Source organism: Cupriavidus sp. 05T41, assembly GCF_056396525.1.
This window is the reverse complement of record NZ_JBFTLQ010000009.1, coordinates 1-26057: the sequence shown is the minus strand read 5'-3', so window position 1 is coordinate 26057 and position 26057 is coordinate 1. Positions and strand designations below refer to the sequence as shown.

26 protein-coding genes and 2 tRNA genes are annotated in these 26057 nt (G+C 66.0%); 21 read left to right on the top strand and 7 right to left on the bottom strand.

Translation table 11 applies throughout. The annotated features are described in order from the left end of the window. The first annotated feature begins 21 nt into the window (after window positions 1-21). The 7 genes from AC1DKV_RS07485 to AC1DKV_RS07455 all read left to right on the top strand — a co-directional run bounded on the left by AC1DKV_RS07485 (window position 22) and on the right by AC1DKV_RS07455 (window position 4917). Window positions 22-1293, top strand: coding sequence for an amidohydrolase family protein (locus tag AC1DKV_RS07485; RefSeq protein ID WP_441643247.1), 1272 nt, complete (start codon window positions 22-24; stop codon window positions 1291-1293). 127 nt (window positions 1294-1420) lie between these two features. After that, a tRNA-Leu gene (locus tag AC1DKV_RS07480) sits at window positions 1421-1507 on the top strand. 339 nt (window positions 1508-1846) lie between these two features. After that, entirely contained in the window at window positions 1847-2743 is an 897-nt protein-coding gene (locus AC1DKV_RS07475) for a hypothetical protein (protein ID WP_477137528.1), read from the top strand. 125 nt (window positions 2744-2868) lie between these two features. Further along, window positions 2869-2945, top strand: a tRNA-Arg gene (locus tag AC1DKV_RS07470). A gap of 696 nt (window positions 2946-3641) precedes the next feature. Next, on the top strand, window positions 3642-4277 hold the full coding sequence (locus AC1DKV_RS07465; protein WP_441643246.1) for a YceI family protein: 636 nt from the start codon (window positions 3642-3644) through the stop codon (window positions 4275-4277). Window positions 4278-4371: 94 nt separating this feature from the next. Beyond that, window positions 4372-4647, top strand: coding sequence for a DUF3562 domain-containing protein (locus tag AC1DKV_RS07460; RefSeq protein WP_441616902.1), 276 nt, complete (start codon window positions 4372-4374; stop codon window positions 4645-4647). Window positions 4648-4686: 39 nt separating this feature from the next. Beyond that, window positions 4687-4917, top strand: coding sequence for a hypothetical protein (locus AC1DKV_RS07455; RefSeq protein ID WP_441616900.1), 231 nt, complete (start codon window positions 4687-4689; stop codon window positions 4915-4917). A 125-nt stretch (window positions 4918-5042) separates the two neighbouring features. On the opposite strand, the gene pstS is transcribed toward AC1DKV_RS07455, so the two are convergent. Then, complete coding sequence (gene pstS / locus AC1DKV_RS07450; RefSeq protein WP_477137527.1) at window positions 5043-6074, bottom strand: phosphate ABC transporter substrate-binding protein PstS; 1032 nt, start codon at window positions 6072-6074, stop codon at window positions 5043-5045. A gap of 662 nt (window positions 6075-6736) precedes the next feature. After that, window positions 6737-8680, bottom strand: a complete 1944-nt coding sequence (locus tag AC1DKV_RS07445) for a PAS domain-containing hybrid sensor histidine kinase/response regulator (RefSeq protein ID WP_477137526.1) — start codon at window positions 8678-8680, stop codon at window positions 6737-6739. A gap of 269 nt (window positions 8681-8949) precedes the next feature. Between AC1DKV_RS07445 and cynR the strand changes: the two genes are divergently transcribed. Further along, the gene (gene cynR, locus AC1DKV_RS07440) at window positions 8950-9831 is read left to right on the top strand and encodes a transcriptional regulator CynR (RefSeq protein ID WP_477137525.1); all 882 of its coding nucleotides are present in this window, start codon (window positions 8950-8952) and stop codon (window positions 9829-9831) included. Between the two features lie 34 nt (window positions 9832-9865). Here the strand turns inward: cynR and moaD are convergent, their stop codons facing one another. Further along, window positions 9866-10123, bottom strand: coding sequence for a molybdopterin converting factor subunit 1 (moaD, locus tag AC1DKV_RS07435; protein ID WP_441616893.1), 258 nt, complete (start codon window positions 10121-10123; stop codon window positions 9866-9868). Window positions 10124-10501: 378 nt separating this feature from the next. On the opposite strand from moaD, the gene AC1DKV_RS07430 reads away from it, so the two are divergent. The 6 genes from AC1DKV_RS07430 to AC1DKV_RS07405 all read left to right on the top strand — a co-directional run bounded on the left by AC1DKV_RS07430 (window position 10502) and on the right by AC1DKV_RS07405 (window position 17293). Continuing rightward, entirely contained in the window at window positions 10502-12826 is a 2325-nt protein-coding gene (locus AC1DKV_RS07430) for an FdhF/YdeP family oxidoreductase (protein WP_441616891.1), read from the top strand. 5 nt (window positions 12827-12831) lie between these two features. Next, entirely contained in the window at window positions 12832-13296 is a 465-nt protein-coding gene (locus AC1DKV_RS07425; protein ID WP_477137524.1) for a phosphate-starvation-inducible protein PsiE, read from the top strand. Between the two features lie 145 nt (window positions 13297-13441). Continuing rightward, a complete protein-coding gene (gene fdhD, locus AC1DKV_RS07420; protein ID WP_477137523.1) occupies window positions 13442-14314 on the top strand; it encodes a formate dehydrogenase accessory sulfurtransferase FdhD in 873 nt (290 codons plus the stop codon). Continuing rightward, entirely contained in the window at window positions 14308-15513 is a 1206-nt protein-coding gene (locus AC1DKV_RS07415; RefSeq protein WP_477137522.1) for a molybdopterin molybdotransferase MoeA, read from the top strand. The genes fdhD and AC1DKV_RS07415 overlap by 7 nt, the downstream gene beginning before the upstream one ends. A 55-nt stretch (window positions 15514-15568) precedes the next feature. Beyond that, window positions 15569-16993: an aminotransferase-like domain-containing protein gene (locus AC1DKV_RS07410; RefSeq protein ID WP_477137521.1), complete on the top strand. Its 1425-nt coding sequence runs from the start codon at window positions 15569-15571 to the stop codon at window positions 16991-16993. 3 nt (window positions 16994-16996) lie between these two features. After that, on the top strand, window positions 16997-17293 hold the full coding sequence (locus tag AC1DKV_RS07405) for a transcriptional regulator (protein ID WP_441616882.1): 297 nt from the start codon (window positions 16997-16999) through the stop codon (window positions 17291-17293). A gap of 33 nt (window positions 17294-17326) precedes the next feature. Here AC1DKV_RS07405 and moaA read toward each other — a convergent pair whose 3' ends face one another. The 4 genes from moaA to AC1DKV_RS07385 form a co-directional block, all read right to left on the bottom strand. Further along, a complete protein-coding gene (gene moaA / locus AC1DKV_RS07400; protein ID WP_477137579.1) occupies window positions 17327-18385 on the bottom strand; it encodes a GTP 3',8-cyclase MoaA in 1059 nt (352 codons plus the stop codon). A 37-nt stretch (window positions 18386-18422) separates the two neighbouring features. Then, a complete protein-coding gene (locus AC1DKV_RS07395) occupies window positions 18423-18617 on the bottom strand; it encodes a hypothetical protein (protein ID WP_441616880.1) in 195 nt (64 codons plus the stop codon). Between the two features lie 79 nt (window positions 18618-18696). Then, window positions 18697-19041 (bottom strand): hypothetical protein, encoded by a 345-nt coding sequence (locus tag AC1DKV_RS07390; RefSeq protein WP_441616878.1) that lies wholly within the window; start codon window positions 19039-19041, stop codon window positions 18697-18699. Between the two features lie 141 nt (window positions 19042-19182). Beyond that, window positions 19183-19398, bottom strand: a complete 216-nt coding sequence (locus AC1DKV_RS07385; RefSeq protein WP_441616876.1) for a helix-turn-helix domain-containing protein — start codon at window positions 19396-19398, stop codon at window positions 19183-19185. A gap of 330 nt (window positions 19399-19728) precedes the next feature. On the opposite strand from AC1DKV_RS07385, the gene AC1DKV_RS07380 reads away from it, so the two are divergent. The 7 genes from AC1DKV_RS07380 to AC1DKV_RS07350 all read left to right on the top strand — a co-directional run. Further along, a complete protein-coding gene (locus AC1DKV_RS07380) occupies window positions 19729-21150 on the top strand; it encodes a cytochrome ubiquinol oxidase subunit I (protein WP_477137520.1) in 1422 nt (473 codons plus the stop codon). A gap of 6 nt (window positions 21151-21156) precedes the next feature. Then, a complete protein-coding gene (gene cydB / locus AC1DKV_RS07375) occupies window positions 21157-22164 on the top strand; it encodes a cytochrome d ubiquinol oxidase subunit II (protein WP_441616872.1) in 1008 nt (335 codons plus the stop codon). Further along, the gene (locus AC1DKV_RS07370) at window positions 22164-22301 is read left to right on the top strand and encodes a DUF2474 family protein (RefSeq protein ID WP_441616870.1); all 138 of its coding nucleotides are present in this window, start codon (window positions 22164-22166) and stop codon (window positions 22299-22301) included. Before cydB ends, AC1DKV_RS07370 begins: the two co-directional genes overlap by 1 nt. Before the next feature lie 56 nt (window positions 22302-22357). After that, on the top strand, window positions 22358-24409 hold the full coding sequence (locus tag AC1DKV_RS07365) for an FUSC family protein (protein ID WP_477137519.1): 2052 nt from the start codon (window positions 22358-22360) through the stop codon (window positions 24407-24409). Continuing rightward, complete coding sequence (locus tag AC1DKV_RS07360) at window positions 24396-24608, top strand: DUF1656 domain-containing protein (RefSeq protein WP_441616866.1); 213 nt, start codon at window positions 24396-24398, stop codon at window positions 24606-24608. The genes AC1DKV_RS07365 and AC1DKV_RS07360 overlap by 14 nt, the downstream gene beginning before the upstream one ends. Continuing rightward, window positions 24605-25522: an efflux RND transporter periplasmic adaptor subunit gene (locus tag AC1DKV_RS07355; protein WP_477116288.1), complete on the top strand. Its 918-nt coding sequence runs from the start codon at window positions 24605-24607 to the stop codon at window positions 25520-25522. Before AC1DKV_RS07360 ends, AC1DKV_RS07355 begins: the two co-directional genes overlap by 4 nt. Beyond that, window positions 25519-26057: TolC family protein (locus AC1DKV_RS07350; protein ID WP_477137518.1), on the top strand; the 539-nt coding region annotated here is incomplete at its 3' end. The genes AC1DKV_RS07355 and AC1DKV_RS07350, both read left to right, overlap by 4 nt.

Sequence of the window (26057 nt, the reverse complement as noted above, 5' to 3'; positions counted from 1 at the left end):
CACMAAGAAAAAGAGCCCATCATGCTCGACCTGATCCTGCGCAACTGCTCGCTCCCGGATGGGCGCACCGGCATCGATATCGGCATCGCCGGCGATCGTATCAAGGCCGCGGAGCCGGCCCTCACGGCGCACGCGGCCACCGAGGTCGACGCTGCCGGCCAACTGGTGACGCCCCCCTTCGTCGATGCGCATTTCCACATGGATTCCACGCTGTCCTACGGCAAGCCGCGCATCAACCAGTCCGGCACCTTGCTGGAGGGCATTGCGCTATGGGGCGAACTCAAGCCGCTGCTGACGCAGGAGGCCATCGTCGAGCGCGCGCTCGCCTATTGCGACTGGGCCGTGGCCAAGGGGCTGCTGGCGATCCGCTCGCACGTGGATGTTTGCGACCCGCGCCTGCTCGCCACCGAGGCGCTGCTGCACGTGCGCGAGAGGGTCAAGCCCTACCTGGACCTGCAACTGGTGGCGTTTCCGCAGGACGGCGTGCTGCGCGCGCCTGGCGCGCTCGACAACCTCAGGCGGGCGCTCGACATGGGCGTGGATGTGGTCGGCGGTATTCCGCATTTCGAGCGCACCATGGCCGATGGCGCGGAATCCGTGCGCATCCTGTGTGAACTGGCCTGCGAGCGCGGCCTGCGCGTGGACATGCATTGCGACGAGAGCGACGATCCCTTGTCGCGCCATGTCGAAACGCTGGCGGCGCAGTCGGTGCGCCTGGGGATGCAGGGCCGGGTCACCGGCTCGCACCTGACCTCGATGCACTCGATGGACAACTACTACGTGTCCAAGCTGATCCCGCTGATGCGCGAAGCCGGCGTGGCCGCCATCGCCAACCCGCTGATCAATATCACGCTGCAGGGCCGGCACGATACCTACCCGAAGCGCCGTGGCATGACCCGGGTGCCGGAACTGATGGCCGCGGGCGTGCCGGTTGCCTTCGGCCACGATTGCGTGATGGACCCGTGGTACGGGCTGGGCTCCGGCGACATGCTGGAGGTGGCGCACATGGGCCTGCACGTGGCGCAGATGACCGGGCAGGATGCCATGCGCGCCTGTTTCGATGCGGTCACGAAGACACCTGCCGGCATCCTGGGCCTGGAAGGCTACGGTATCGCGCCCGGTTGCCGTGCCGACCTTGTGTTGCTGCAGGCGCGCGATCCGGTGGAGGCGATCCGGCTGCGCGCCACGCGGTTGCTGGTGCTGCGCGGCGGCAAGGTGGTGGCCAGCACGCGCCCGGCTACCGCCACGTTGCATCTGGCCGGCCGGCCAGGGCAGGTGTGCTTCCAGCCATGACCGCGCGCGCCACCCGGGGCAAGACGCGTTCTTGAAAGAAAGTACCGAGGGGCAGTTGACAGGATATTCCGCACTCGGCATAATTCAATTCTTCGCAGCGCTGCAGCAATTCAGGCAGCAAAACGAAGCCCAGATGGCGAAATTGGTAGACGCACTAGGTTCAGGTCCTAGCGGTGGCAAYACTGTGGAGGTTCGAGTCCTCTTCTGGGCACCAAGACTCGATAAAAAAGGCCGTTGCTTACGCAGCGGCCTTTTTTTTATGGCGCGTCCTTTGTGGCGCGGCATCGGGGTGGCGAAAGCCGTGGCGATGCCATCCCGCGACCGGTGCAACTGCCGGCCCCGGGCGCGCAGGCCCGGCCGCCGAAACCCAGGTCGTGCGGCGCCGCACGAAGGTAAGCGTGCAGATCCTAACGCTTGCGCCGGCTTTGACCTATGCTCAAGCGAAAGTCGTAGCTTTTTTCGAGCCAGGGGTGCAGTCATGGCCAGGGGCGTGTCATCTCCGAGCAGCACAGGAGGCGGTGCGGGCAGCGCTGCTTCCGGGCATTGCACGAGCGTGTCCCATCTCCATCCTCATGCCTGCTGCCTGCGCTGTTGCTCCGTACTTGCCTTCCTTGTCGCCACGCTGGCGCAGGCCGAAGAACGCCCGGCCGGCGGCGGCGCCGGCCTCGCCTGGGATCCGTTCGAATCCGAATCACCCACCCAGGTAGCCAGCAACGAAGCTGTCGTGGTGGTGGTTGTCATGAAGCCTGCCGCGTCGGACGAGCAGTCGGGCGCGTCAGCCGCAGTCCCCACGGAATTGCCGGCAGGCGCCACTGCCGCCCAGCCCAGCCTGGCGGCCTCGCTCGGCGGCTGGGGCCGGCCCGCCGTGGCGCTCTCATCCGGGCCGCCTTCCACTGCCTACAACGATGCGCCCGGCCCGCTGGCCGCGGCCGCCGGCATCGTCTACACGGAGCCCGCTCCAAGACMCGCGCGGCCCGCGGTATCGCTGCACCTGGACGATGTCACGAGCGCTACTGGCTATGTCGGCAACCGCGTGCAGAGCCTGGCGCTGGCGCTGGATACCGTGCTGCCGCAGGCCGGCGGCCTCACGATCCAGCCACGCGTGCAGATCGCCTACCAGTCCGGCGCCGACAGGGGTGGCTCTGGCTTCCTCGGTGTCCAGCCAGGCGATGCCAGCGCCGCCGAGGTGATGGTGCGGCTGTACCGCACCCAGCCCACGCGGCTCACCGGCGCCAACGGCATCTATCCCTTTGTCGAAGCGGATCTATGGCAGGACCGCAAGCAGGTCATCAATATCAATGGCACGCGCATCGATCCCGACATGCTGCGTGGCCTGCTGTCGCTCAATGTGGGCGCGCACGGCAGCACCAACGGTGGCGTCAAGTTATGGCTCAAGCTGAAGGCCGGCCGCAGTCCGGGCGGCACCTTGGGCGCGCGCTATCGCTGGTAGGCAGGTCTCTCGCAGGCAGCAGGCAGGCAGGGCAGGCTGTTTGACGGCCTGGGGAGAGGTGTGCCATACGGATGTAAAAAACGCTTGCATTCATGCGCCGCTGCGCTACAATGGCGACCTCGCGTGCGGCTGTAGCTCAGTTGGATAGAGTACTTGGCTACGAACCAAGGGGTCGTGGGTTCGAATCCTGCCAGCCGCACCACCTATTAAAAGGGCTTCCAGAAATGGAAGCCCTTTTTCATTTGGGCTCCGCTGCCAGCTTCATGGCAGTTGGCCTGCATCATGCCGGAGATCCGAGGCTATCCCGCGTATAGCAACCCTATGCGACAGGCCCATCGGAAACCAAGGACGAAGCGCGTGACCATCGTCCGCCAATTGGTCCGGAAGAACGAGGCCTTGGTCTTGCGGGCGACTGCACGGAAGGGACGAGCTAAGAGCCACCATGATCGCGACCTGCGTTGCGCTACGCTCTTTGCAGGACGCCAGGCGGCGGGTTTCATCGGCTGGCGGATTCGCCTTTAATACCTGGCAGCTTCCGGCAAGCGGCGCGACATACCGGGCGCACCGTGCAATGTCTACCATAGCGGAAGACGGCCGCAGCACTGGGCACCATACTGTGCGGAAACGCACATATGCGGAGAACGTCGCTGCCACGCGGATGTCCGGAGAATATGGAACCCCGCTCGCCTCATTGGGGATTGCCGGGCTTCCCGACACGGAGCTTCCTGATCTCGTCGCGGGCGCCTGCGGCCCGGGATTTCGCGCAGGCTTGACAGGCCCTTGTGCGTTGCTCGATCGCGCAGCGCCCGGCTTCCCGACCGGGCGGCGGGCCTGGAATAAATGCCGGCCGCCACGCGTTTACCCAGGCGGGCCACATTCCTTCTTCAGGGGAGRCATCGTGCACGATTCGCCACGCCGGATCCGCGCCACCCGCGTGCATGCGGTCGCCAGGCTCATGCTCGCGACATTCGCGGTGCTGGCGATTGCCGTCGGCGAGGCACAGCAGGCCGAGACCGACAGGCACCCCGATCGGTACGTGCTTGCGCCGCAGCGATCGAGCGTCACACTCGATGTCGTCGCCTTCACGCACTCAAGGATCCGCATGCGCTTTCACCGCATGAGCGCGCAACTCGAAGGCACAGGATCAGGTCTTGAGTCGGGCCGCGTGACGGTGACGATCGATGCCGCAAGCGTCGAGGCGCGCCCGCGCTTCCTGTCCGCGATTATCCGGGGCGGCGGCATGCTCGATGTCGCCAGCTATCCGGAGATCAGCTTTGTCAGCACCAGCTTTGCCAGCACCGGCGATGGCGGCGGGCGGCTGCTCGGCGACCTTACGATCCGCGGCATCACGCGTCCGATCAGCCTGCTCGTGACACCGGACGCCCCCGCCGGCGATCCGCATCGCGAAGGCACGCTTGCCTTTTCCGCGGCCGGAGACGTCAGCCGCCGGGAGTTCGGCTTTGCAACATGGTTCCCCGCCGTGGACGACGTCGTGCACATGGTGATTCAGGTGGAGTTCGTGCATGGGCCCTGACGGGCCTGGCAATACCGGGGCGGCTGAAATCCTGCATGCGTACGGGCCCTGCGGCGTCTAGACTCAAGCTGACGTTCCGCTGCGGAAGGTAATCATGCATCACTCAGTCGAGGCTGCGCCGACAGATCCCTCGGTAAGCGCTCCTGGTCCTGGCGACGGCCGCCCGGCGCGCCCTTCGTCCGTGGTGGAGGCAATTGACCGGATCGCCCGGTGCCACAATGTGCCGAGGGAAGTTATTCAATGGGAATTCTGGAGCGCGTGGGACGCACTTTCGACCGATGCGAAGTTCCCGGACTATGTTCTACTGTTGGCGGAGAAGAGAGTCAAAGAAGCACTTCGACGACGAGGGCAACGCGTCACGGGCGCTTGAGCCTCGCCATTTGCAACAGCACGGAGCGTCCGGAACCCTATGTCAAAGGCAATCAAGAAACAGTACCTGAAGGCACTCAACCGGCGCTTGAAGAAAGTGTCGGCAGGCAGGTTCGACACGGTATTCGTTTTCTATCCGGTCGGCTCAAAGCCGAAGGATGCGACTGGTGTGACAGCAAGTGCGTCCGTCGATGACCAGGTCCTCACCATCATGGATGCTGTCCAGGCTCGGGTATTGGCCAGGTTCGAGGCTTCGGCAAAGCAACGATAGGCCAAGTATGCCGGCGACGGCGGACGGCCTGGACGTCATGACGCTCGCCGACCGGCGAGCCGCGCTAGCGCACTACGACCGTCTCGGGTTTGCGGGCGTTCTGGTCGAGACCGGAACCCCACCGCCTACCTGATGTTCTCATCCCAGTAGGACTCGACTTGCCTGACCAGGTCGGGCGGGAGTGAAACATAGTGTTCGGCGCCGGTGTCTGCCTGCCCTTCGTTCAGCGCCCACCTGAAAAAGGCGAGKGCGTCCTTCKCCGTCGCCGGGCTCCTTGACGTCCTGGGCATGATCACAAACACGACGCCGGCAATGGGCCACGCATTGAGGCCTGGCGCATCGGTTGCCACCTGGTAGAAGTCMGCGCTCTTCTGCCATGCGGCAGATGCCACCGCGGCGCTGAACGTTTCGCGCGTGGGCGCAACGTAGTTGCCTCCGCGATTCTGCACGGATGCGTAGGGGAGTTTTCGCTGCAAGGCATAGGCTAGCTCKACATAGCCAATCGCGCCCTTGACGTTCTTCAGATAGATGGCGACACCGTCATTGCCGTTGGCGCCGATCCCCACGGGCCACTTGACGGTGGTCCCGGCGCCGACGCTGGCTTTCCACTCACCGTTMACCTTGGACAGGTAGTCAGCCCAGTTGAATGTGGTGCCCGAACTGTCACTGCGATGGACCACGACGATCTTCTGCGGGGGAAAGCGCATGCCTGGATTGATCGCGGCGATGGCAGGGTCGCTCCAGTTGACTACCTTGCCCAGGAAGATATCCGCGAGCAGCGGGCCGGTCAGGCGGATCTGGCCTGGTGCGATCCCGTCCAGATTGATCACCGGCACCACGCMGCCGATGACAAGCGGAAACTGGACGAGACCTGCCGCGCGCAACTCATCTGGCTTKAGCGGCATGTCGGAGGCGCCAAAGTCGACGCTGCCGGCCTTGATCTGCTTGATGCCGTTGCCAGACCCGGTGGCTTGATAGTTCACCTGCTGTCCCGTCTTGACGTAATACGTGGCCGCCCATTTGGAGAGCATGGGATAGACGAAGGTCGAGCCGGCACCGGTTATCTCGCCGGCTCGTGCGGACATGAAAAATACCGCGATGGCACAGGCGACGCTCACACGATGCCACACGCTCCAGCAGATCCGGCTACCACTCATTTTTTCCCCAATTCATGTTCATTTCCTGGATAAGTCGAACTATTCATTGAGCCCCGCTGGCTACGCTCCTCTCTCCTCGTATTGACTAGCTATCAAGCATAGATTCTTGCCCGCAAACCTGAAGCGCATTTTTTGAGTTGCGTGCGATTTTCCTGGTATGGGAATGACTCGGACCGTGCCCTGCATGGCTTTGGCACGCCATTCGTTTGGTACGCTATTCGAAGCGCCTGGATGTGCCGACCGCGGTATGCCTATMMAGGATGGAAGCCTTGCAGGAGACATTACTTCCTCTTTGGAATTTATAAGCATATACGGATGAGCTGATATCGCTATTGAAGATAATTTTCAGAATAAAATTCATGGAATTGAATATTTCAATTTCATGACAGCGATGTCCCGTGCGGTTCTAAGTCGGCCTTATCAGATAAGGAGAGTCGCCACTGGCTGCTGGCTTGGCATGCTGACGCCAGATCAGGCTGCGCTTCGCTGGCAAGGGGGGGCATGTMCGGTGCCTTGGKTCAGGACCAAAGGACGGACCTGTCTGGCGAGCGTCGCGAGGGCTGCGCCCCGTGCAATGGCGCGGCTGGCCACATCGTCAGGCATGTCGACGGTCTCGCGTCACCGCGGACAACGCCAGGCGGCTGCGCGGTGGCGCTCGCCACTCAGGCCGGCGGCTGCCCCGTCTGTGCCAGCAGTTCGACTAGCGTGGGCAGATCGATCGGTTTGACCAGGTGCAAGTGGAAGCCTGCGGCACGGGTGCGCTCCCGGTCTTCGGGCTGGCCAAAGCCGGTCATGGCGACGAATCGCGTGCGTGCGCATGCTGGCAACTCACGCAGCGCGCGCACCGCCGCCAGGCCGTCCATGCCGGGCATGGCGATATCGATGAGGGCAAGATCGGGGTGGCATCTGGCGGACGCGAGGATGCCTTGCTCGGCATCGTAGGCGGTCACCACCTCATGGCCGCGCAGCGTCAGCAGCATGGACAGGCTGTCGGCCGAGTCCTGGTTGTCGTCGATGACAAGTACGCGCAGGCACGCCTCGCGTGCCGCCGCCGCGCGTGATGCGCTTGCCCGCTCCGCGCTGGCCGGCGGGGAATGATAGGGCAGGCGGACGGTGAAGGTGCTGCCTTTGCCCAGCCCGGCGCTGGCGGCGGAAATGGTGCCGCMATGCAGCTCCACCAATGAGCGGGAAAGGGACAGGCCGATGCCCAGCCCCCCGCTATGGTTGCTTGTCCATCGGTTGACCTGCACGAACAGGTCGAAGATGCTATCGAGCGCGTCGGCGGATATGCCGGCCCCCTGGTCGGAAATCCTGAACATGAGATGACGCTCACCCAACGTGCCTGCCACGTMGATGATGKAGTGCTCGGGCGAGAATTTCGATGCGTTGACCAGCAGGTTCTGCAGTACCTGCACCAGCCGCGTGCGGTCGGCGGTCAGGACGACGGGCACAGGCGGCAGATCGACGCGCACGGTCTGGGCGCGCGCCTCKAGCACCGGTGCCGTGGCCTCGATGGCATGGGACACCAGTTCGCGAAACTCCACCGGGGCCAGCCGCAGTTCGATTTTTCCGGAGCTGATGCGCCCCACGTCGAGGAGGTCGTCCACGAGCCGGGTCAGGAGCGTGATCTGGCGGTCTATCAACGCGTGGCAGCGTTCGACGACGTGGCGGCCATCAGGCAGCAGCTTCATCGCGTTGAGCGCGTTGCGAACGGGTGCCAGCGGATTGCGCAACTCGTGCKAAAGGGTGGCGAGGAACTCTGTCATGCGCCGGCTGGAACGCTCCAGTTCTTCCGTGCGGCGCCGCTCGGTCATGTCACGCGTGACCTTGGCAAAGCCCCGCAGGACGGCGGTTGAGTCATAGACCGGGGTGATGATGACATTGGCCCAGAAGGTCGAGCCGTCCTTGCGCACGCGCCAGCCTTCGTCTTCGACACTCCCMACGCGGCGCGCCGTGGCGAGCTCGCGCTCGGGCTTGCMGTCGGCGATGTCMTCGGGCAGATAGAAGAGCGAGAAATGCCGGCCCAGGATTTCCTGGCGGGTGTAGCCCTTGATCAGCGTGGCGCCCGAATTCCAGCTGATCACGCAGCCGTGCGGGTCGAGCAGGAAGATCGCATAGTCCTTGACCCCTTCGACCAGCAAGCGCAGGATTTCCTCGCTTTGCCGCAGGGCCTCCTCGGTCCGCCGGTGTTCGGTCAGGTCGCGGGTGACCTTGATGAAGCCGCTTTCCTGGCCGTCGGCATCGCGGATGGCCGTGATGATGACGTTGGCCCAGAAACGGGTGCCATCGGCGCGGACCCGCCAACCTTCGTCTTCGAACCGGCCTTCCAGCCGGGCCACGCGCAGTTCGTGCTCCGGCCAGCCGCGCGCGATTGCCTCTTCGGTGTAGAACCTGGAGAAATGCTCGCCGAGTATTTCATTGTCGGCGTAGCCCTTCATCTTCCGCGCGCCGGCATTCCAGCTCGTGACCCGCCCGGCCGTGTCGAGGGTAAAGATTGCATAGTCCACGATGCTCTCCACGACCTCGCGAAAGCTGACATCGGKCGAGATCGAAGCACCGTGCGGGCGGGGGGCTTGCGAAGGGGCGGCAGGGGCGGGGGCGTTCATGACCGATGGCGCGAACAAGGTGTGGTCTTCAAAGCATACACGCAGCCGGCGTTCTATGCGAAAGCCGGGAGCGCCGCGGAACTTGCCGGGAGCCGCCGCGCGTGGCGGGGCGCGTGTGCAGCCTGTAGCCGGTATGGGTCGGAACAGCCAGGCCGGCAGGGACTTCGTTGCGCGCGGGGTCCCGGCKGGTGCGGGATGGGCATGTTTTGCCATTGGATCCGACACCGGCTTATCATGCTTTTCATAGGCAAGTCCAATAATGGAATCCGATGCTCCTCCGTCATATCCGTTACTTCCTCGCCGTCGCCGAGAGCGGCAACTTCACCCKGGCGGCCGAGGTGCTGCATGTCTCCCAGCCGACCCTTTCGCAGCAGATCCGGCAGCTCGAAGAAACCCTGGGCGTGCAGCTGTTCGACCGGTCCGGGCGCGGCATCCGGACCACTGACGCGGGACAGGCGTACMTGCTCTATGCGCGCCGTGCGCTGCAGGATCTCGAAGCGGGGAAAAGGGCGGTGCACGATGTGCAGGAACTKACGCGCGGCAGCCTGCGGCTGGCGATGACGCCGACCTTCACCCMCTATCTGGTCGGACCCCTGGTGATGGATTTCAACGAGCGTTATCCCGGCGTCGCGCTGAGTGTGCTGGAAATGCCGCAGGAGCAGATCGAACAGCTGCTGGCGGAGGATCGCCTCGACGTGGGGATCGCATTCAGGGATGTGCGCCTGGTGGATATCGAAGTCCAGACCCTGTTGGTGGAGGCGCTGGCGCTGGTGGTGGGCACGAGGCACCGCTACGCCGGCAGGCGTACGGCTTTGACGCTGAACKAACTGGAGGGCGAGCCCTTTGCCTTGCTGACCACCGAATTCGCKACACGCCATTACGTCGACAACTACCTGGGCCGGATCGGCGTGGTGCCGCGGATCGCGCTCGAGGCAAACTCGGTCAACGCGGTGATCGAGGCGGTCCAGCGCGGCCGGCTGATGACGGTGCTGCCCGCCGCCATCGCGCAGGAAAGTGGCGGCTTGTGCAAGATAAAGCTGGAGCCGCCCCTGCCATCGCGGGAAGCCGCCTTGCTCCAGCGCAAGGGCGCGTACCGAAGCGCCGCCGCGCGGGCGTTCATCGACTTTGCCCTGGAGGCGTTGCCTGGCTGAGCCAAACGCCTGCGCGGCGGCCGGTGACCTGGCCCTACCCGCCGGTAACCGGAGGAAACAGTGCCACCTCGTCGCCGCTCCTGAGCCGGCTCTGCATCGTGCAGACGGCCTGGTTCAGGGCCACGCGGACCGGGCGGTCGTCACGCAGCGCGTCGCCGATGGCGCCACCGCGGCTGGCAAGATGAACACGCAGATCCAGGACGGTGGCCACGCTTGCCGGCGCGTCGAGCGTTTCCTCGCCTAGTCCGGCGGCCTCGCGGATGCTTGCGAAGTACTTCAGATGTAGTTTCATGGGTCTCTCGAATCAGGTCGCKCCCGTGGCGGTGTTGTCCGGCGGCGTGCGCGTGGGGAGCGTCGGCCTGATGGTAGAAGGGGCAGCCCCGGGGCAATGGGTACAGTGCCACGCCCACCGGCGCAGAACAGTTTGTGGCCCGGCGCGCCGCGACAGGATCGACTTCGGATCGGTCGCGGGTGACGCGGCCCACACAATCCCCCCGGACAAGACGAAGCACAGTTCCGGTGCGGGCCGACTGTACTGCTCGCACGGGTGTCGGTCTGTGCGTACCCCGCGACGCCTCCCGCACTTACTCTGGCTGTACTGCATGCAGAGCGTGCCGTCGCCCCGGATCCGACCGCGGCCGCCGATGCCATTCTTGAGGACATTACCGCCATGAGCTCACCTGCACCCGAAAAGGGCCACATCGCTCCCTACACTCACCCTGCCGCCGGGTGGGGGGCACTGAAGTACGTGGCCATCAACCTGATCAAGGAGAGGGTTGCCGGAGGCAAGTACAAGACGCTGTTCAAGCAGAACCAGGCCGACGGCTTCGATTGCCCGGGCTGTGCCTGGCCGGACAAGCAACACGCCTCGACCTTCGAGTTCTGCGAGAAYGGCGTCAAGGCGGTTGCGGCGGAGGCGACCAGCAAGCGCGTCACGCCCGAATTCTTCGCAAGCCATACGGTGGCGGAGCTGATGCAGCAGACCGACTTCGAGCTCGAGCAGCACGGCCGCCTCACCCATCCGTTGGCGTACGACCCGCAGACCGATAAATACGCGGCCGTTTCGTGGGACGACGCCTTCGCCATCATCGGGCGCCACCTKAACGCCCTCGATGACCCGGACCAGGCTGCCTTCTATACCTCGGGCCGCGCCAGCAACGAAGCCGCGTTCCTTTACCAATTGTTTGTCAGGGCATACGGCACCAACAACTTCCCGGACTGTTCGAACATGTGCCACGAGGCCACCAGCCGCGGGCTGCCGGTCACGGTGGGCGTGGGCAAGGCCACCGTGGTGCTGGACGATTTCGAGCACGCCGACACGATCCTGATCTTCGGCCAGAACCCGGCGACCAATCATCCGCGCATGCTCGGCGAGCTGCGCGAATGCGCCAGGCGGGGTGCCACCATCGTCTCCATCAACCCGCTGCGCGAGCGCGGGCTGGAGCGGTTCTCCAGCCCCCAGCATCCGGTGGAAATGCTGACCGGCTCCAGCACCAGGATCGCGTCGATGTTCGTGCGGCCCAGGCTGGGCGGCGACTTTGCCCTGATCAAGGGCCTCGCCAAGCGCGTGATCGAGCTCGACGACGACGCGGTCGTGCTCGGCGCGCAGCGGGTGATCGATGTCGGCTTCATCCACGAACACACCAACGGTTTCGAACAGTTCGCCGACGATCTGCGGGCGCAGAGCTGGGCGGAACTCGTCGAGGAGTCGGGCGTGAGCCGCCAGGACATCGACGCGCTGGCGGACGTCTACGTCAACGGCAAGCGGGTCATTGCCTGCTGGGGCATGGGCCTCACGCAACACAAGAACTCGGTCGGGACCATCCAGTTACTCTCCAACCTGATGATGCTGCGCGGGAACATCGGGCGCGAGGGCGCCGGCCTGATGCCGGTGCGCGGCCACTCCAACGTGCAGGGCGACCGCACGGTCGGCATCGAGGAGCAGCCTGACGACGCGTTCCTMGACCGCCTCGGTGCCACCTTCGGCTTCGAGCCGCCGCGCAAGCACGGCTACGACGTGGTCAATACCATCTCGGCAATGCTCGATGGCCGGGTCAAGGTGTTCGTCGGGCTGGGCGGCAACTTCTCGATCGCCACGCCGGACACGCCGCGCACTTGGGATGCGCTGCGCAAGTGCGAGCTGATCGTCAATATCGCCACCAAGCTCAACCGCAGCCACCTGGTGCATGGCAAGGCAGCGCTGTTGCTGCCCACGCTGGGACGGACCGAGATCGACCTGCAGGACGGCGTGGCCCAGGGCGTGACCGTCGAGGATTCGGTCTGCATGGTGCATATCTCCTACGGCATGAACGAGCCGGCATCGCCGGACCTGCTGTCCGAGACGGCGATCGTTGCGCGCATGGCGCAGGCCACGCTCGGCTCCGGCAAGATCGACTGGATGTGGTACGCCGGGGACTATGCACGCATCCGCGACGCCATCGAAAAGGTGCTGGACGGCTTCGAGGACTACAACGCGCGCGTGGCGATCCCGGGCGGCTTCCACCTGACGCCGGCATCGCGCAACCGCGTCTGGAAGACCGCGTCGGGCAAGGCCGAGTTCGTGGTGAACAGCATCGAGAAGGACACGCCGATCAGCCGCGCGCGCGCGCGCTACGGCGATGCGCTGATGGTGATGATGACCACGCGCTCGCATGACCAGTACAACACCACCATCTATGGCCTGGACGACCGCTATCGCGGCGTCTTCGGGTTGCGGCGGGTGGTATTCATCAACGCCGCGGACCTGGCGCGGCTGGGTCTGGCCGCGGGGCAGCACGTCGATATCACCAGCGTCTGGGACGACGGCGTCGAGCGCCGGGCGGAGGATTTCCGGCTGGTCGAGTACGACATCCCGCAGGGCTGCCTGGGTGCCTACTATCCGGAAACCAATCCGCTGGTGCCGCTGGAGAGTTGCGGCGACGGTTCCGGCACGCCGACATCGAAGTCGATCCCCGTGCTGCTCACACCGGCCGTGCAGCGGCTTGCCGCGGCATGAAGCTTATGACACGTTCAGAGGATCATGCACTGCGCCAGCGCCACGGCGGATCGTCGCTGCAGGCGGCCGTGCGCACGCACCTGGAGTCGCTGCTCGGCGTGGTCGAGCTGGTCGGACTCGTCGTCATCGGGCTGGCGACGTCGTTCGCCATGGTCCAGGAGGGCTGGAAGATTGCCGGCACGGGCGCCGTGTCGATCACCGATCTTCTCGTCATGTTCCTGTATCTCGAGGTGCTTGCCATGGTGGCCCGCTACCTCAAGCTGGGCCAGCTGCCGGTGCGATTCCCGCTTTACATCGCCATGGTCTCGCTCGCTCGCGACGTGATCCTGCGCTACAACGAGGCGACGGAATTGCACCTGCTGGCGCTGTGCGGCGGCATCGCCATGCTGGCGTGCGGCGTCCTGATCCTGCGCTACGGCCAGGCGCGCTTCCCGAGCACGGACGACGGCGAGKCGGGAAGCCCGGACTAGGACCCGGCAGGCGGATCAGGACKCGCATTGCGGATCGGCCGGGAAACCGTGCCGGCCGCGCCGGCGGGACTGCTCCCGGTATTTCTCCATGCACCGTGCGTGTCCGGCGACTGGCCGCACGGTCCCTTGTGATGGCGAGGTTGATATGCACAGTAGTGAAGAGGCGATCCACCCGGGATACGAAGAGCGGACGATCGTCAGGCACCGGGCAGGCACGGCGATGCCGGCCACCGACAGCGTGGCGCAGGAGGTTCCCGTCGCCCTGGTCTACAACGGCATCTCGCATGCGGTGATGATGGCCACGCCGCTGGACCTGGAAGAGTTCGCGGTCGGCTTCACGCTGACCGAAGGCCTGGTGCAGGACTACGCCGAGATCTACGATGTCGAGCCGCTCGTCGGCCCGGCCAGCGTGGAGGTGCATCTGYGCATCAGCCAGCGCGCGTTTGCCGCCATGAAGGAACATCGCCGCACGCTCGCCGGACGGACCGGCTGCGGCGTATGCGGCATCGAGAGCATTGCCTTGCTGGACCTGGTGCCCGAGTTCATGAAGACGCCGCGCACGAGGATATCGCCGACGCGGGAAATCATCGAGCGGGCCGCCTCGCAGTTGCCGTCGTGGCAGGTCCTGATGAAGCGTACCGGCGGCGTGCATGCGGCGGCCTGGTGCAACCCGGCCGGCGAGGTCCTCCATGTATTCGAGGATGTCGGCCGCCACAACGGGCTAGACAAGCTGATCGGCTACCTGGCGATGCATGACGTGGCAACGGATGAAGGCTTTGTCTTCCTTTCCAGCCGGGCCAGCTACGAGCTGGTGCGCAAGACAGCCCGGATGAACATCCAGTTGCTGGCGACCATCTCGGCGCCGACCTCCCTGGCGATCCAGATCGCCGGGCAGGCGGGGCTGCAGTTGCTGAGCTTTTGCCGCAAGGACGGCTACGTCCAGTACACGGCGATGCCAGKCGAGCCCGCCCTGCGTGGCGTTGCCGCCGCTTGCGATAGCGGAGGTGGGTCATGCTAGGGTTCGATAAGGCGCAGGCGCTGTTCGCCCAGAGCGTCGAGTCTGTCGCCGAGGTTGAAATGGCCTGGCTCAGCCTGGCAAATGGCAGGATCCTGGCTCGCGATATGCAAGCCCAGTGCGATGCCCCGCCGGCCGACAAGAGCGCCATGGACGGCTATGCGATCCGCCACGCCGACTATGGCCGGCGCAGGCCCTTGCCCATCCAGCAGGTCTGCTACGCGGGCATGGTGCCGCAGCCGTTGGAGGCGGGGCATGCCATCCGGCTGTACACCGGGTCCCTGATCCCGGCCGGCGCCGATACCGTGGTCCCGCAGGAGGATGCCGCGCCGGCGGATGGCTCGGTGACGTTCACCAGGGCGCCGGCGCCGGGCCAGCACATACGCAGGCAGGCAGAGGATGTACGGGCCGGCCAGCCGCTGTTGTCCGCGGGCACCTTGCTGCAGCCGGGCCATATCGCCGCGCTCGCTTCGCAGGGTGTCGGCAGCGTGCCGGTCTTCCGGCTGGCGGAGGTGGCGATCCTGACGACCGGCGACGAGGTGGCGGCGAACGACGAGCCGCACGGCGCGCACCAGGTCTGGGACGTAAACGGCCCGATGCTGGAGGCCCTGGTCCAGTCCATTGGCGCGGTGGTCCGCTCGCGCAACCATGTGCCGGATGACGAGGCGGCAGTCCACGAGGCCTTGCTCGAACTTGCCAGGGAGGCGGATATCCTGCTGGTCACCGGCGGCGCCTCCACGGGCGCCAAGGACCTGGTAAACGCCGCGCTGGTGTCGGCCGGGGGGGAACTCCTGTTCCAGAAGGTCAATATGAAACCCGGCAAGCCGATCTCCCTCGGCCGCCTCAGGGGCAAGCCGGTGGTGAGCCTGCCGGGTAACCMGGCGGCGGCGTATACGACCTTTGCGCTGCTGGTGACGCCGATGCTCAGGAAGCTGCAGGGGCGGGCCGAACTGTGCCCCCCGGTCGGCTTCGTGCATGCGCAGTTTGCCGCCGAGAAGACCGCTGGCCGCGACGAATTCCTCAGGGCCGCCCGCGTCGCCGGGCTGTGCGGGATGGATCGCGCGCGGCTCAGCGAGCAGCAGGGCGCGGCGTCGGTGTCGGCGCTGGGCGGCGCCTCCGGCTTTGTCCGGGTGTCGCCGCAAACMGAGGTTCGCCCGCACGACCTGGTTCCGTTCTATGATCTGAATCGCTGGCTCTGCTAGCGCTGCGGCGCGGCCGGCGATCCCGATCCATGTTGATTTGTGAAAGGCTAGCGGTGTGAAACTGTACGAGAAACTCGCCGCGGATGTCGAAGGGCTGGTCAGGCAGGGCGGCTTGCTGCCGGGCGACCGCATCCCGTCGGTACGCCAGACCAGCCAACACCACCGGCTGAGCATCACGACGGTGATACGCGCCTACGTCCTGCTCGAGAGCCGCGGCATCATCGAAAGCCGCCCCCAGTCCGGCTACTTCGTCAGGGCGCGGCCCGAGGAGCCGGCCGTGGAGCTGCGGGCTTCCAGGCCGAGCACACGGCCATCGGCCGTGGACGTCAGCGCCCTGGTGTTGTCGACCCTGCGTTCGATCCGCTCCGACGAAGCCGTGCCCCTGGGCTCGCCGTATCCCGATCCGTCGCTGTTTCCCTGGCAGCGGATCAACCAGTATGCCAACAATATMGCGCGCCGGTATGCCAGGTGKAACCTGCTCGACGACCTGCCGCCAGGATGTCCCGCGCTCATCCGGCAGATCGCGCGCCGTTACCTGGAGAATGGCTATGCCGTGGATCCGAACGAACTGATCATCACGATCGGCGCGACCGAGGCCATCAATCTTTGCCTGCAGGCAGTCGCCAAATCCGGCGACACGATCGCCGTGGAATCGCCGACCTACTACGCGATGCTGCACGCCATCKAACGTCTCGGCATGCGCGCCATCGAAGTCGCGACCGATCCGGTCGAGGRCATCGATATCGCGGAGCTGGCCCGGCTGATCGACGAAAAGGKGATTGCGGCGTGCATGGTGATGCCGAACTTCCAGAACCCCCTGGGGTTCGAGATGCCGGACGAAAGAAAGCGCCAGCTGGTGGCAATGCTGACGGAAAAGAATGTGMCGGTGATAGAAAACGATGTCTACGGGGAGCTCTATCACGGCGACGCCCACCCCAGCGGGCTGAAGGCCTACGACACCGCAGGCATCGTGCTGCACTGTTGTTCCTTTTCCAAGACGCTGACCAATGCCTACCGGATCGGATGGGCGCTGCCAGGCCGGTATCGCGACCAGGTGGAGCGCCTGAAATTCCTGAACACGCTGACCACGCCGGCGATCCCGCAGCTGGCCATCGCGGAGTTCCTCAAGAACGACGGCTACGACTTCCATCTGCGCCGCGTGCGCAAGGCCTACGCGCAGCAGGCCAGCATMATGGCAGCGGCGGTGCGCCGCTTCTTCCCGCCGGGCACCAAGACATCCCGGCCGGCCGGCGGATACGTGCTGTGGGTCGAGCTGCCGGCATGCGTGGATGCGATGGAGCTATATCACCTGGCGCTGGAGCGGAAGATCACGATTGCGCCGGGTCATATCTTTTCCCCGGGCCCGGTCTTCAAGAACTTTATCCGCCTGAACTACAGCGCGCCGTGGACCACGGAGACCGAGGCGGCCGTAGTGACGCTCGGCAAGCTGGTCGAAACCCTGTGCGAACGGCAGAAATAAGTGATGTCGGACTCAACCATCGATGAAGGCGGCGCTGCCGCAGCCCCCGAAGACCTGGACCCGGCGCTCGTGTCCGTTCTCCAGATCCTGTACGCGGCCGCCCGCGATCCGGCGGGGCGGCCGTGGTCGCTGGCCAAGATCAGCAAGCAGGCAGCGTTGCAGATGAGCGTGTTGCGGCGCGTGCTGACGCAACTCCGGTCGGTCGAGCTTGCCGACACGGAGATCGGGGAGGATGGACGCGGGACGGCCAGGCTCACCCCGGCCGGGGTGCAAGTCTGCGCGCAACTGTTTGCCCGCTGAACCCCGGCGGCCGAGGCGGCGGGCGGGCCAGGCTCAACCGCCCACGAGCGACATGCGCACGGTGGGGTAGCGCTTCTTCCCGGTGCTGAGCCGGTGCGCGCGCAACTCCGAGTAGCGGTCGGCGCGGTTTTCCCACGCTGCCCGGATGCCTTGTTCGAGAGCCCGGGCCGGCAGCGTRCCGGCAAGGAAGGGCTTGAGATCGACGKACTCCGTCGCGAAGAGGCAGTGGTGCAGCCTGCCGTCCACCGACACCCGGGCACGCGTGCAGTCGCTGCAGAACGGGTGCGACACGCTGGAGATGAAGCCGACCGCCAGGCTGCCATCGGCGAGCCGGTAGTTGGTGGCGGTTTCCGACGCCAGCCTTGCCACGGGCACCAGGGGATAGGCCGCTTCGACGGTCTTGCGTATCTCGTCGGACGTCACGACCCTGGACCTGTCCCATGACTGGGCGCCGCCCACATCCATGAACTCGATGAAGCGCAGCGTGACGCCGCTGTGGCGGAAGTGGCTGACCAGGGGCAGTATCTCGCCATCGTTGGTGCCCTTCTCGACCACGCAGTTGACCTTGAGCGGCGTCAGTCCGACCGCGCTTGCCTGCTCGATGCCTCGCAGCACCCGCGCGACCGGGAAGTCCACGTCGTTCATCMGGCGGAAGGTCGCATCGTCAAGGCTGTCCAGGCTGACCGTCACGCGCCGCAGGCCCGCGTCCTTGAGCGAGCGCGCCTTGGTGGCAAGCAGGCTGCCGTTTGTCGTCATGGCTACCTCGACTGGCTTGCCTCCTGGCGTTCGCATCGTGGCGATCTGCTCCACCAGCGATTCGATGCCTTTGCGCAGCAGGGGCTCGCCGCCGGTAAGCCGTATMTTCTCGACGCCAAGGCCGACGAAGGCGCGCGCCATGGCGAGCAATTGCGCGTCCGACAGGCGCTGCGCCGCGGTGAGGAAGGGGAAGTCCGGGCCATAGACCGCCTTCGGCATGCAATAGGTACAGCGGAAATTGCACTGGTCGATGACGGACAGCCGCAGGTCGCGCAGCGGGCGGCCCAGGCGATCGGTGCACGGCGGCTGCGCCTCGCGATCCTGCGCTTCAGGCATCGTGGTCGCGTGAGTGGCGTGTTCCATCGGGCTAGGCTCAGCTGGCCCTGGCTCCGCCTGCCGCCGGCGCCGTGGCTTGCGGCGCGCTTGTCGCGCAGGAGTGCGCGGCGTTCTGGCGGGCGCGCTGGTCGGCCCGCGCTTTCTCGATGACCTGCCAGTCGGGACCGGCATGGGCGAGAAGGGACATGCATAGCGCGCTAGCGGCGCCGAGTAGTACAAGTGCGGACTTCATGATGGGTTCCTCGTTGGATGCCGTGTCGGATTCGGTGCGTGCAAGACGGCCCCGTGACCGGAGCCGTCGCCATGCCGGCTCAGGCGGCCGCATCGGTGCCGGCCGATGCGCCATGGCTCGGCGGCGCGGAGACGCCGGTACGGTCCATGCCGGCGAGTTCCAGGGCCGCGGCGCCGTGGGCGCCGTCGGTGTACGGGTCGCGCGTGCCCTGGGCGCGGGCGCCGTCGGTGAAGCTGCTGCGCGCAGTGTTGACGTTGCGGCCTTCGGTGAACGGATCCGCCTTGCCCTGGCGCATGACATAGCCGTACTTGTCACCGGCGCCKGCGCTGTCCTTCGGGCCCTGTGCGTGGGCCGGCAGGGCGGCGATGGCGCTTGCGCTCAGGAGGGCGGTGACGAGGAGCTTATTGAGTGTGGTGGCTTTCATGATGGTCTCGAATCGGTTGGTCCAACGTGTCAACAGCGCTTGCGATCGGAGATGTCTGCCGCGGCGTTGATGCCGTTCTCGCTGATCTGTTACCCAGATGGTAGGAGACAGGGCCCGGCGCGATCACGTACAAAGCAGCAGCTAACTCAACAGAACAGTTTGGTCTCGGGCAGCCTGGCGGCGGGCGTTGCGCTGCCGCCAGCGCGATGGCGTTTCGCCGCACAAGCGCTTGAACACGCTGGCGAAGGGCGCCTGCGTCTGGACTCCCACCTCGGGTGCAAGCCGCGCGACTGGCGCGTCTGCGGTGGTGAGCAGGTCCTGTGCACGATCGCCCGCAGCGCGCATGCCGCTCGTCATTTCGCGGTTCCTCCCGGGGGTGCGCTGTCGTGCGCATCCGCCCGGTGGCTGCGGCGTGGTGGAACGGATTCCAGAGGCATTGCGCGCGCGCAGGACGGCCCGTCCAACTGCACCTGAACGCTATCCCGGCAACTGTATCTCTCGGCCGGGGGGTGAATTCCGTACTCTGCACAGCATGACGTCGAGAGGCGTTGCAACCTGGTCTCGCAATGCATTCCGTCGGGGATTGCCGGGGTGTGTGGTGGTGGCGCAATGCAGTCCCGCGCTGCCGGCATGCCGGCCCGCGCCCAGACTGCGCGACCCGGCGGATCAATCACGGAGAGCATATCGATGCACGGACTTACAGCGCTGGATCTCGCGCGCATCCAATTCGGATTCACGGTTTCCTTCCATATCATCTTCCCGGCCATCACGATCGGCCTGGCCAGCTTCCTGGCCATCCTCGAGGTTTCCTGGCTGCGCACCAGCAAGCCGGTGTACCGGGACCTCTATCACTTCTGGATCAAGATATTCGCGCTCAACTTCGGCATGGGCGTGGTGTCCGGCCTGGTGATGGCCTACCAGTTCGGCACCAACTGGAGCTTCTTCTCTGAGTTCGCCGGTGGCGTCACCGGGCCGCTGCTGACCTATGAAGTGCTCACCGCGTTCTTCCTCGAGGCMGGCTTCCTCGGCGTCATGCTGTTCGGCTGGAACCGGGTCGGGCCAGGCCTGCATCTGTTMTCGACGGTGATGGTGGCAATCGGCACCCTGATCTCGGCGACGTGGATCCTGGCCTCGAACAGCTGGATGCAGACGCCGGCCGGCTACGAGATCCTCAACGGCAAGGTGGTGCMGACCGACTGGCTGGCCGTCATCTTCAATCMGTCCTTCCCGTACCGTCTGGCGCATATGGGGATTGCCGCCTTCCTTGCCACGGCGCTGTTCGTGGCCGCGGCTGGCGCATGGCAGCTCCTGCGCGGCAACGACACGCCGGTGGTGCGCAAGATGTTGTCCATGGCCCTGTGGATGGTGCTGATCGTCGCGCCGCTGCAGGCGGTGGTGGGCGATGCCCACGGCCTGAACACGCTGAAGTACCAGCCGGCCAAGATCGCCGCCGTCGAGGGCCACTGGAACACCGCGTCCAAGGACGACAAGGGCGGCTTTCCGCTCATCGTCTTCGGCATCCCGGACATGGAGCGCGAGGAAACCCGCTACGCCGTCGAGATCCCGCGGCTCGGCAGCCTGATCCTCACCCACAGCCTTGACGGACAGATCCGGGGCCTGAAGGACTTCCCCAAAGAAGACCGGCCCAATTCGGCGGTCCTGTTCTGGACCTTCCGCGTCATGGCGGGCCTGGGCGTACTGATGATCGCGTTTGGCGTGCTCGGCCTGCTGCTGCGGCGCAAGGCTGCGCTCTATCGCACGCGTCTCTTCCTGCGTCTGGCCGTCGTGATGGGGCCGACCGGCCTGATCGCGTTGCTGGCGGGCTGGCTCACCACCGAGATCKGCCGCCAGCCGTGGGTCGTGTACGGGCTCCTGCGCACGCATGACGCCGTCTCGCGCCATGAGTTGGGCCCGGTCGCCATGTCGCTGGCGCTGTTCGTCGTCGTCTATTTCCTGGTGTTCGGCGTGGGCGTGGGCTACATGCTGAAGCTGGTGAAGAAGGGGCCGGCAGCGAACCCGCATGGCCACGGCCTGGATACGGCGGGCGAATCCTTCGTGCTGGCGGGCACGGCMGCGGTCKCGGGCAAGGCGCAATACATCAACAGGTAAATGGCAATGGGCATCGATCTTCCCCTCATCTGGGCAGTGATTATCTTTTTCGGCGTGATGATGTACGTGATCATGGACGGCTTCGACCTCGGCATCGGGATCCTGTTTCCCTTTGTCGGCGACCGGCGTGACCGCGACGTCATGATGAACACCGTGGCACCGGTGTGGGACGGCAACGAGACCTGGCTCGTGCTGGGCGGCGCTGCGTTGCTGGCGGCATTTCCGCTCGCGTATGCGGTGTTGCTCAGCGCGCTGTATCTGCCGCTGATGCTGATGCTGGTGGCGCTGATCTTCCGCGGCGTMGCMTTCGAGTTCCGCTTCAAGGCCAGCGACCAGAGCCGCCATTTCTGGGACAAGGCATTCATCGGCGGATCCGTCGCGGCAGCGTTCTTCCAGGGCGTGACCCTGGGCGCGTATATCGACGGCATCGCCATGAACGGCAACGAGTACGTCGGCGGCGCCCTCGACTGGCTGGCACCGTTCCCGCTCTTCACCGGCGTCGGCGTGATCGTCGCGTATGCCTTCCTCGGCAGCACGTGGCTGATCATGAAGACCGAAGGCATGCTGCAGTGGAAAATGCTMAAGCTCGCCGGGCTGCTGGTCAATGCGATGCTGGCGATGATCGCCGCGGTCAGTATCTGGACGCCGCTGACACATCCGGAGATCGCGCATCGCTGGTTTGCGCTGCCGAACCTGTACTTCTTCCTCCCGGTGCCGGTCCTGGTACTGGTGGCGGTGCGCGGCATGCACAAGGCGCTCGCGCGCAAGCCGAACGTCTCGCCGTTCCTGTACGCGTTGCTGGTCGTCTTCCTGGGCTATACGGGCCTGGCCATCAGCGTGTGGCCGAACATCATCCCGCCCGGCGTGTCGATCTGGCAGGCATCGTCCGCGCCGCAGAGCCAGGGGTTCGCACTGGTGGGCACGCTGTTCATCGTCCCGGTGATCCTGGCCTACTCGTCGTGGTCGTACTACGTCTTTCGCGGGAAGGTCAGGCACGGGGAGGCCTATCACTGATGGCAGCCACGATCATGACCGGCCTGGGCACGCGCATCGGCTGGCTCATCCTGTTGTGGGCCGGCGGCGTCGGTACGGTATTCCTGTTTGCCTGCGCCATGCGCCTGCTGATGCGAGTGGGCGGCCTCGTGAGCTGATGCGCGCCCGCGCGCGACCCGCTCGATCCTTCTGAACCAAGCTTCCCGTTCCTGTCATGTCTATCTGGCCCAGTCCAGGACAGTGGCTGTTTTCCGCCAAGGTCTTTATTGCCTCGATGCTGGCGCTCTATATTGCGCTGGCGCTGGGCTTGCCGCGACCCTACTGGGCCATGGCGACGGTCTATCTCGTCTCGAATCCGCTGACCGGCGCAACGCGCTCGAAAGGCGCCTATCGCGTAGCGGGTACGTTGCTGGGGGCCGCCGCCGCGGTGGCGCTGGTGCCGCCGCTGGTCAACGCGCCGCTGATGTTGATGGGGGCGATCTCGCTGTGGACCGGCGCGTTCCTGTATCTCTCGCTGATGCAGCGCGCGCCGCGCAGCTATATCTTCCTGCTCGCGGCCTACACCTTGCCKATCGTCGCCTTGCCTGCGGTCACGCAGCCAACGCAGGTATTCGATGTCGCCCTGGCGCGCATCGAGGAGATCGTGCTCGGCATCGTCTGCGCCAGCCTGGTCAGCTCGCTGGTGTTTCCGCAGAAGGTGGCGCCGGCGCTGCGCGGCCGGGCGGAAGCGTGGCTGGCGGACGCCGCGCAATGGGTCGCCGACATGCTCTCGCCGCAGGGGGCGCAACTGGCCGAGCAACACCAAAGCYGCCATCACCTTGCCGCCGACATCCTTGCCCTGGATCACCTGATTGCCCAGCTTGCCTACGACACCGAGAGCGCGGCGACGCTGGAGCGCGCGCGTGCCCTGCACGAGCGCATGACGATGCTGCTGCCGGTGCTGTCGTCCCTGGCCGAGGTGACCCGGGCGCTGCGCCATCACCCCGAGGGCATGCCCACGTCCCTGGCGCGGCGCATGGCTGCGCTGACGCAGTGGATCGCGGCCGGCGCGKATGCGGATCCGCACAGGCCCGCGGCTGCGCACACMGCGTGGCAGGAGTACGACCGCGCGCCGGGCTGGCACGCCGGCCTGGTCGCCACCGCCGCCAGCCATCTCGATACGCTCGGCKACCTGTGGGAGGACTGCCAGGCGCTGCGGCGCKGCATCGGCGACGCACGCGCGGCCAKCGCGATGCCGGCCATGCGGTACGGCGGCGCCTTGAGCGCGCGCGCCTACTACCATGACCACGGCATGCTGCTGTTCTACGCGTGCTCGGCCGCGCTCGCGGTGTTCTGCGCCGGCTTGTTCTGGATACTCTCCGGCTGGGTGGACGGCGCCGGTGCCGTCGGCCTGGCGGCGCTCACCAGCAGCTTCTTCGCCACCACCGAGGAGCCGCACAAGCTCGCATGGCGCTTCGTGAAATGGAGCGGTGTCTGCCTGCTGATTTCCTGGTTCTACCAGTTTCTCGTGCTGCCCTATGCGCATGACTTCGGTTCGCTGGCCGCCATGCTGGCCATTCCCTATCTCGGGATCGGCACCMTGATGCCGCGGCCGGGCTTCAACCTGTTCGCGGTGCTGCTTTCGGTCAACTCGGCCTCCTTCGCCAACGTCCAGAGCGTCTATGACGCCAACTTCGCCGACATCTTCAACAGCAGCCTGGCCAGCTTCGCCGCCATGCTGTTCGCGCCGGTGTGGGTGCTCGTGACGCGGCCGTTCGGCTCGCATGTGATGCTGCGCCGCCTGATCCGCGCGAGCTGGAAGGACATTGCCCTCGGCGCAGACCGGCGGGAAGCCGCGGCACACCCGACGCTGGGCGGCCGGATGCTGGACCGGTTCAGCCGGCTGGTGCCGATGCTCGCCGCCAACCGGGACAAGGCGTCGTCCGACGGCTTTGCCGAGTTGCAGGCGGGGTTCAGCGCGCTCGCCCTGCAGCGCGACGTCGGGGCCCTGCAGCCCGGGGCGCGCAGGGCGGTCTCGCGCCTGTTGCTGGCAGTGGCGCGCCACTACCGCTCACGCGTCGCGGCCGGGCATGCGCTGCCGGCACCGCCCGCGCTGGCGCGCCGCATCGACGACGCGATCGCGGCGATTGCCTCGCCGGCGGATGCGATGTCGCAGGAGGCCATCGCCGCCCTCGTTTCCCTGCGCCTGAGCCTGTTCGCCCCGGCCGGGAAGGGCGCCGATGCCGCTCCACTGCTGATCCGGGAGGTGCGCCATGCTGGCCAGTGAAATCGATGTCTATGGCGTCTTCGTGCCAAGCATCCTGGTGCTGATGCTGCTTGCCCTGGGCCTCACGGCGGTGCTGCGCGCGGCGCTGGCCCGAAGCGGCTTCTACCGGCTGGTGTGGCACCGGTCATTGTTCAATTTCTCTATCTACCTGATTGTGCTGGGCGGCGTGGTTGCCCTGGCACGCCAGTTGTCATCATGAAACTCAACATCACTACGCTTGCATCCGTGGCCCTGACCCTGCTGGTCGCCGGCGCCGCGGCGGCGACCGGCAAGCACCTGTGGGACTACTACACCGTGGCGCCCTGGACGCGCGACGGCCATGTCCGCGCCGACGTCGTCCAGCTCGCGCCCGATGTGTCCGGGCTGGTGACCCAGGTGCTGGTGAAGGACAACGCCCAGGTGCATCGCGGCCAGTTGCTCTTCGTCATCGATCCCGACCGGTTCACGCTGGCGCTGCAGCAAGCGAAGGCGACCGCTGCGGCGCGCAAGGCTACCCTGGCGCAGGCGCGCAGGGAGGCGGCGCGCAACCGCACGCTCTCGGACGTGGTCGCCACGGAAGTGGTCGAGACGACCCAGGAGCGGGTGGACGAAGGCGTGGCCGCCCTCGCGCAGGCCGAAGCCGCTGTCGAACTCGCCGAGCTGAACCTGGCGCGCGCACATGTGGTMAGCCCGGTGGATGGCTATCTCAATGACCGGCTGCCGCGCCTGGGCGACTATGTGACGACGGGCAAGCCGGCGCTGTCGATGGTCGATAGCGGCTCGCTGTATGTCGAGGGCTATTTCGAGGAGACCAAGCTGCACGGGATCCGCGCGGGCAACCCTGTCGATGTCCGCATCATGGGCGAGCACACGGTGCTGCACGGCCATGTGCAGAGCATTGCGGCAGGGATCGAGGACCGCGACCGCACCAGCGGCTCCAACCTGTTGCCGAACGTGAACCCGACATTCAACTGGGTCCGCCTGGCCCAGCGCGTGCCGGTCCGCGTGGTGCTGGACGATGTGCCGGCCGACGTGCGGCTTGTGTCCGGGCGCACCGCGACGGTCAGCGTGCGCGAGCAGCCCCGGGCGCTGGCGGGCGGGCAGGGTGCGTCATTGAAGGAGAAGCAGCAATGAACAGACAGACCTGCGCGCGGCTTGCGCTGATGACGGCATCCGTGCCCTTGCTTTACGCCTGCGCGGTGGGCCCCGACTACCGCGTGCCCGACCAGGCCGCGGTGAAGGCCGTGCAGGCCAATGGACCGCTCTTCGGCACCAGCGATCCGGCCATCTCGGTTGCGCCGCTGCCGGACGACTKGTGGCGGCTCTACGACGATCCGAAGCTCGATGGACTGGTGCAGAAGGCGCTTGCCGCGAATACGGACCTGCGCGTGGCGTCAGCCAACCTGCGCCGCGCCATCGCGAACTATCACGAGGTCGAGGCGGAGAACCTGGTRCAGGGCGGCATCTCGGCCAGCGTGCAACGCGCGCAGCTGTCTGGCGAAAGCGTGCTGATCAAGGAAAAGGTGCCGGTCTTCAATCTTGGCGACTACGGCCTTTCCGTCTCCTACCTGGTGGACTTCTTCGGCAAGCTCGCGCGTGCCGACGAGTCTGCGCTGGCGAGTGCGCAGGCCAGCCAGGCAGCGCTGGATGCCGCCCGGGTGAGCGTGGT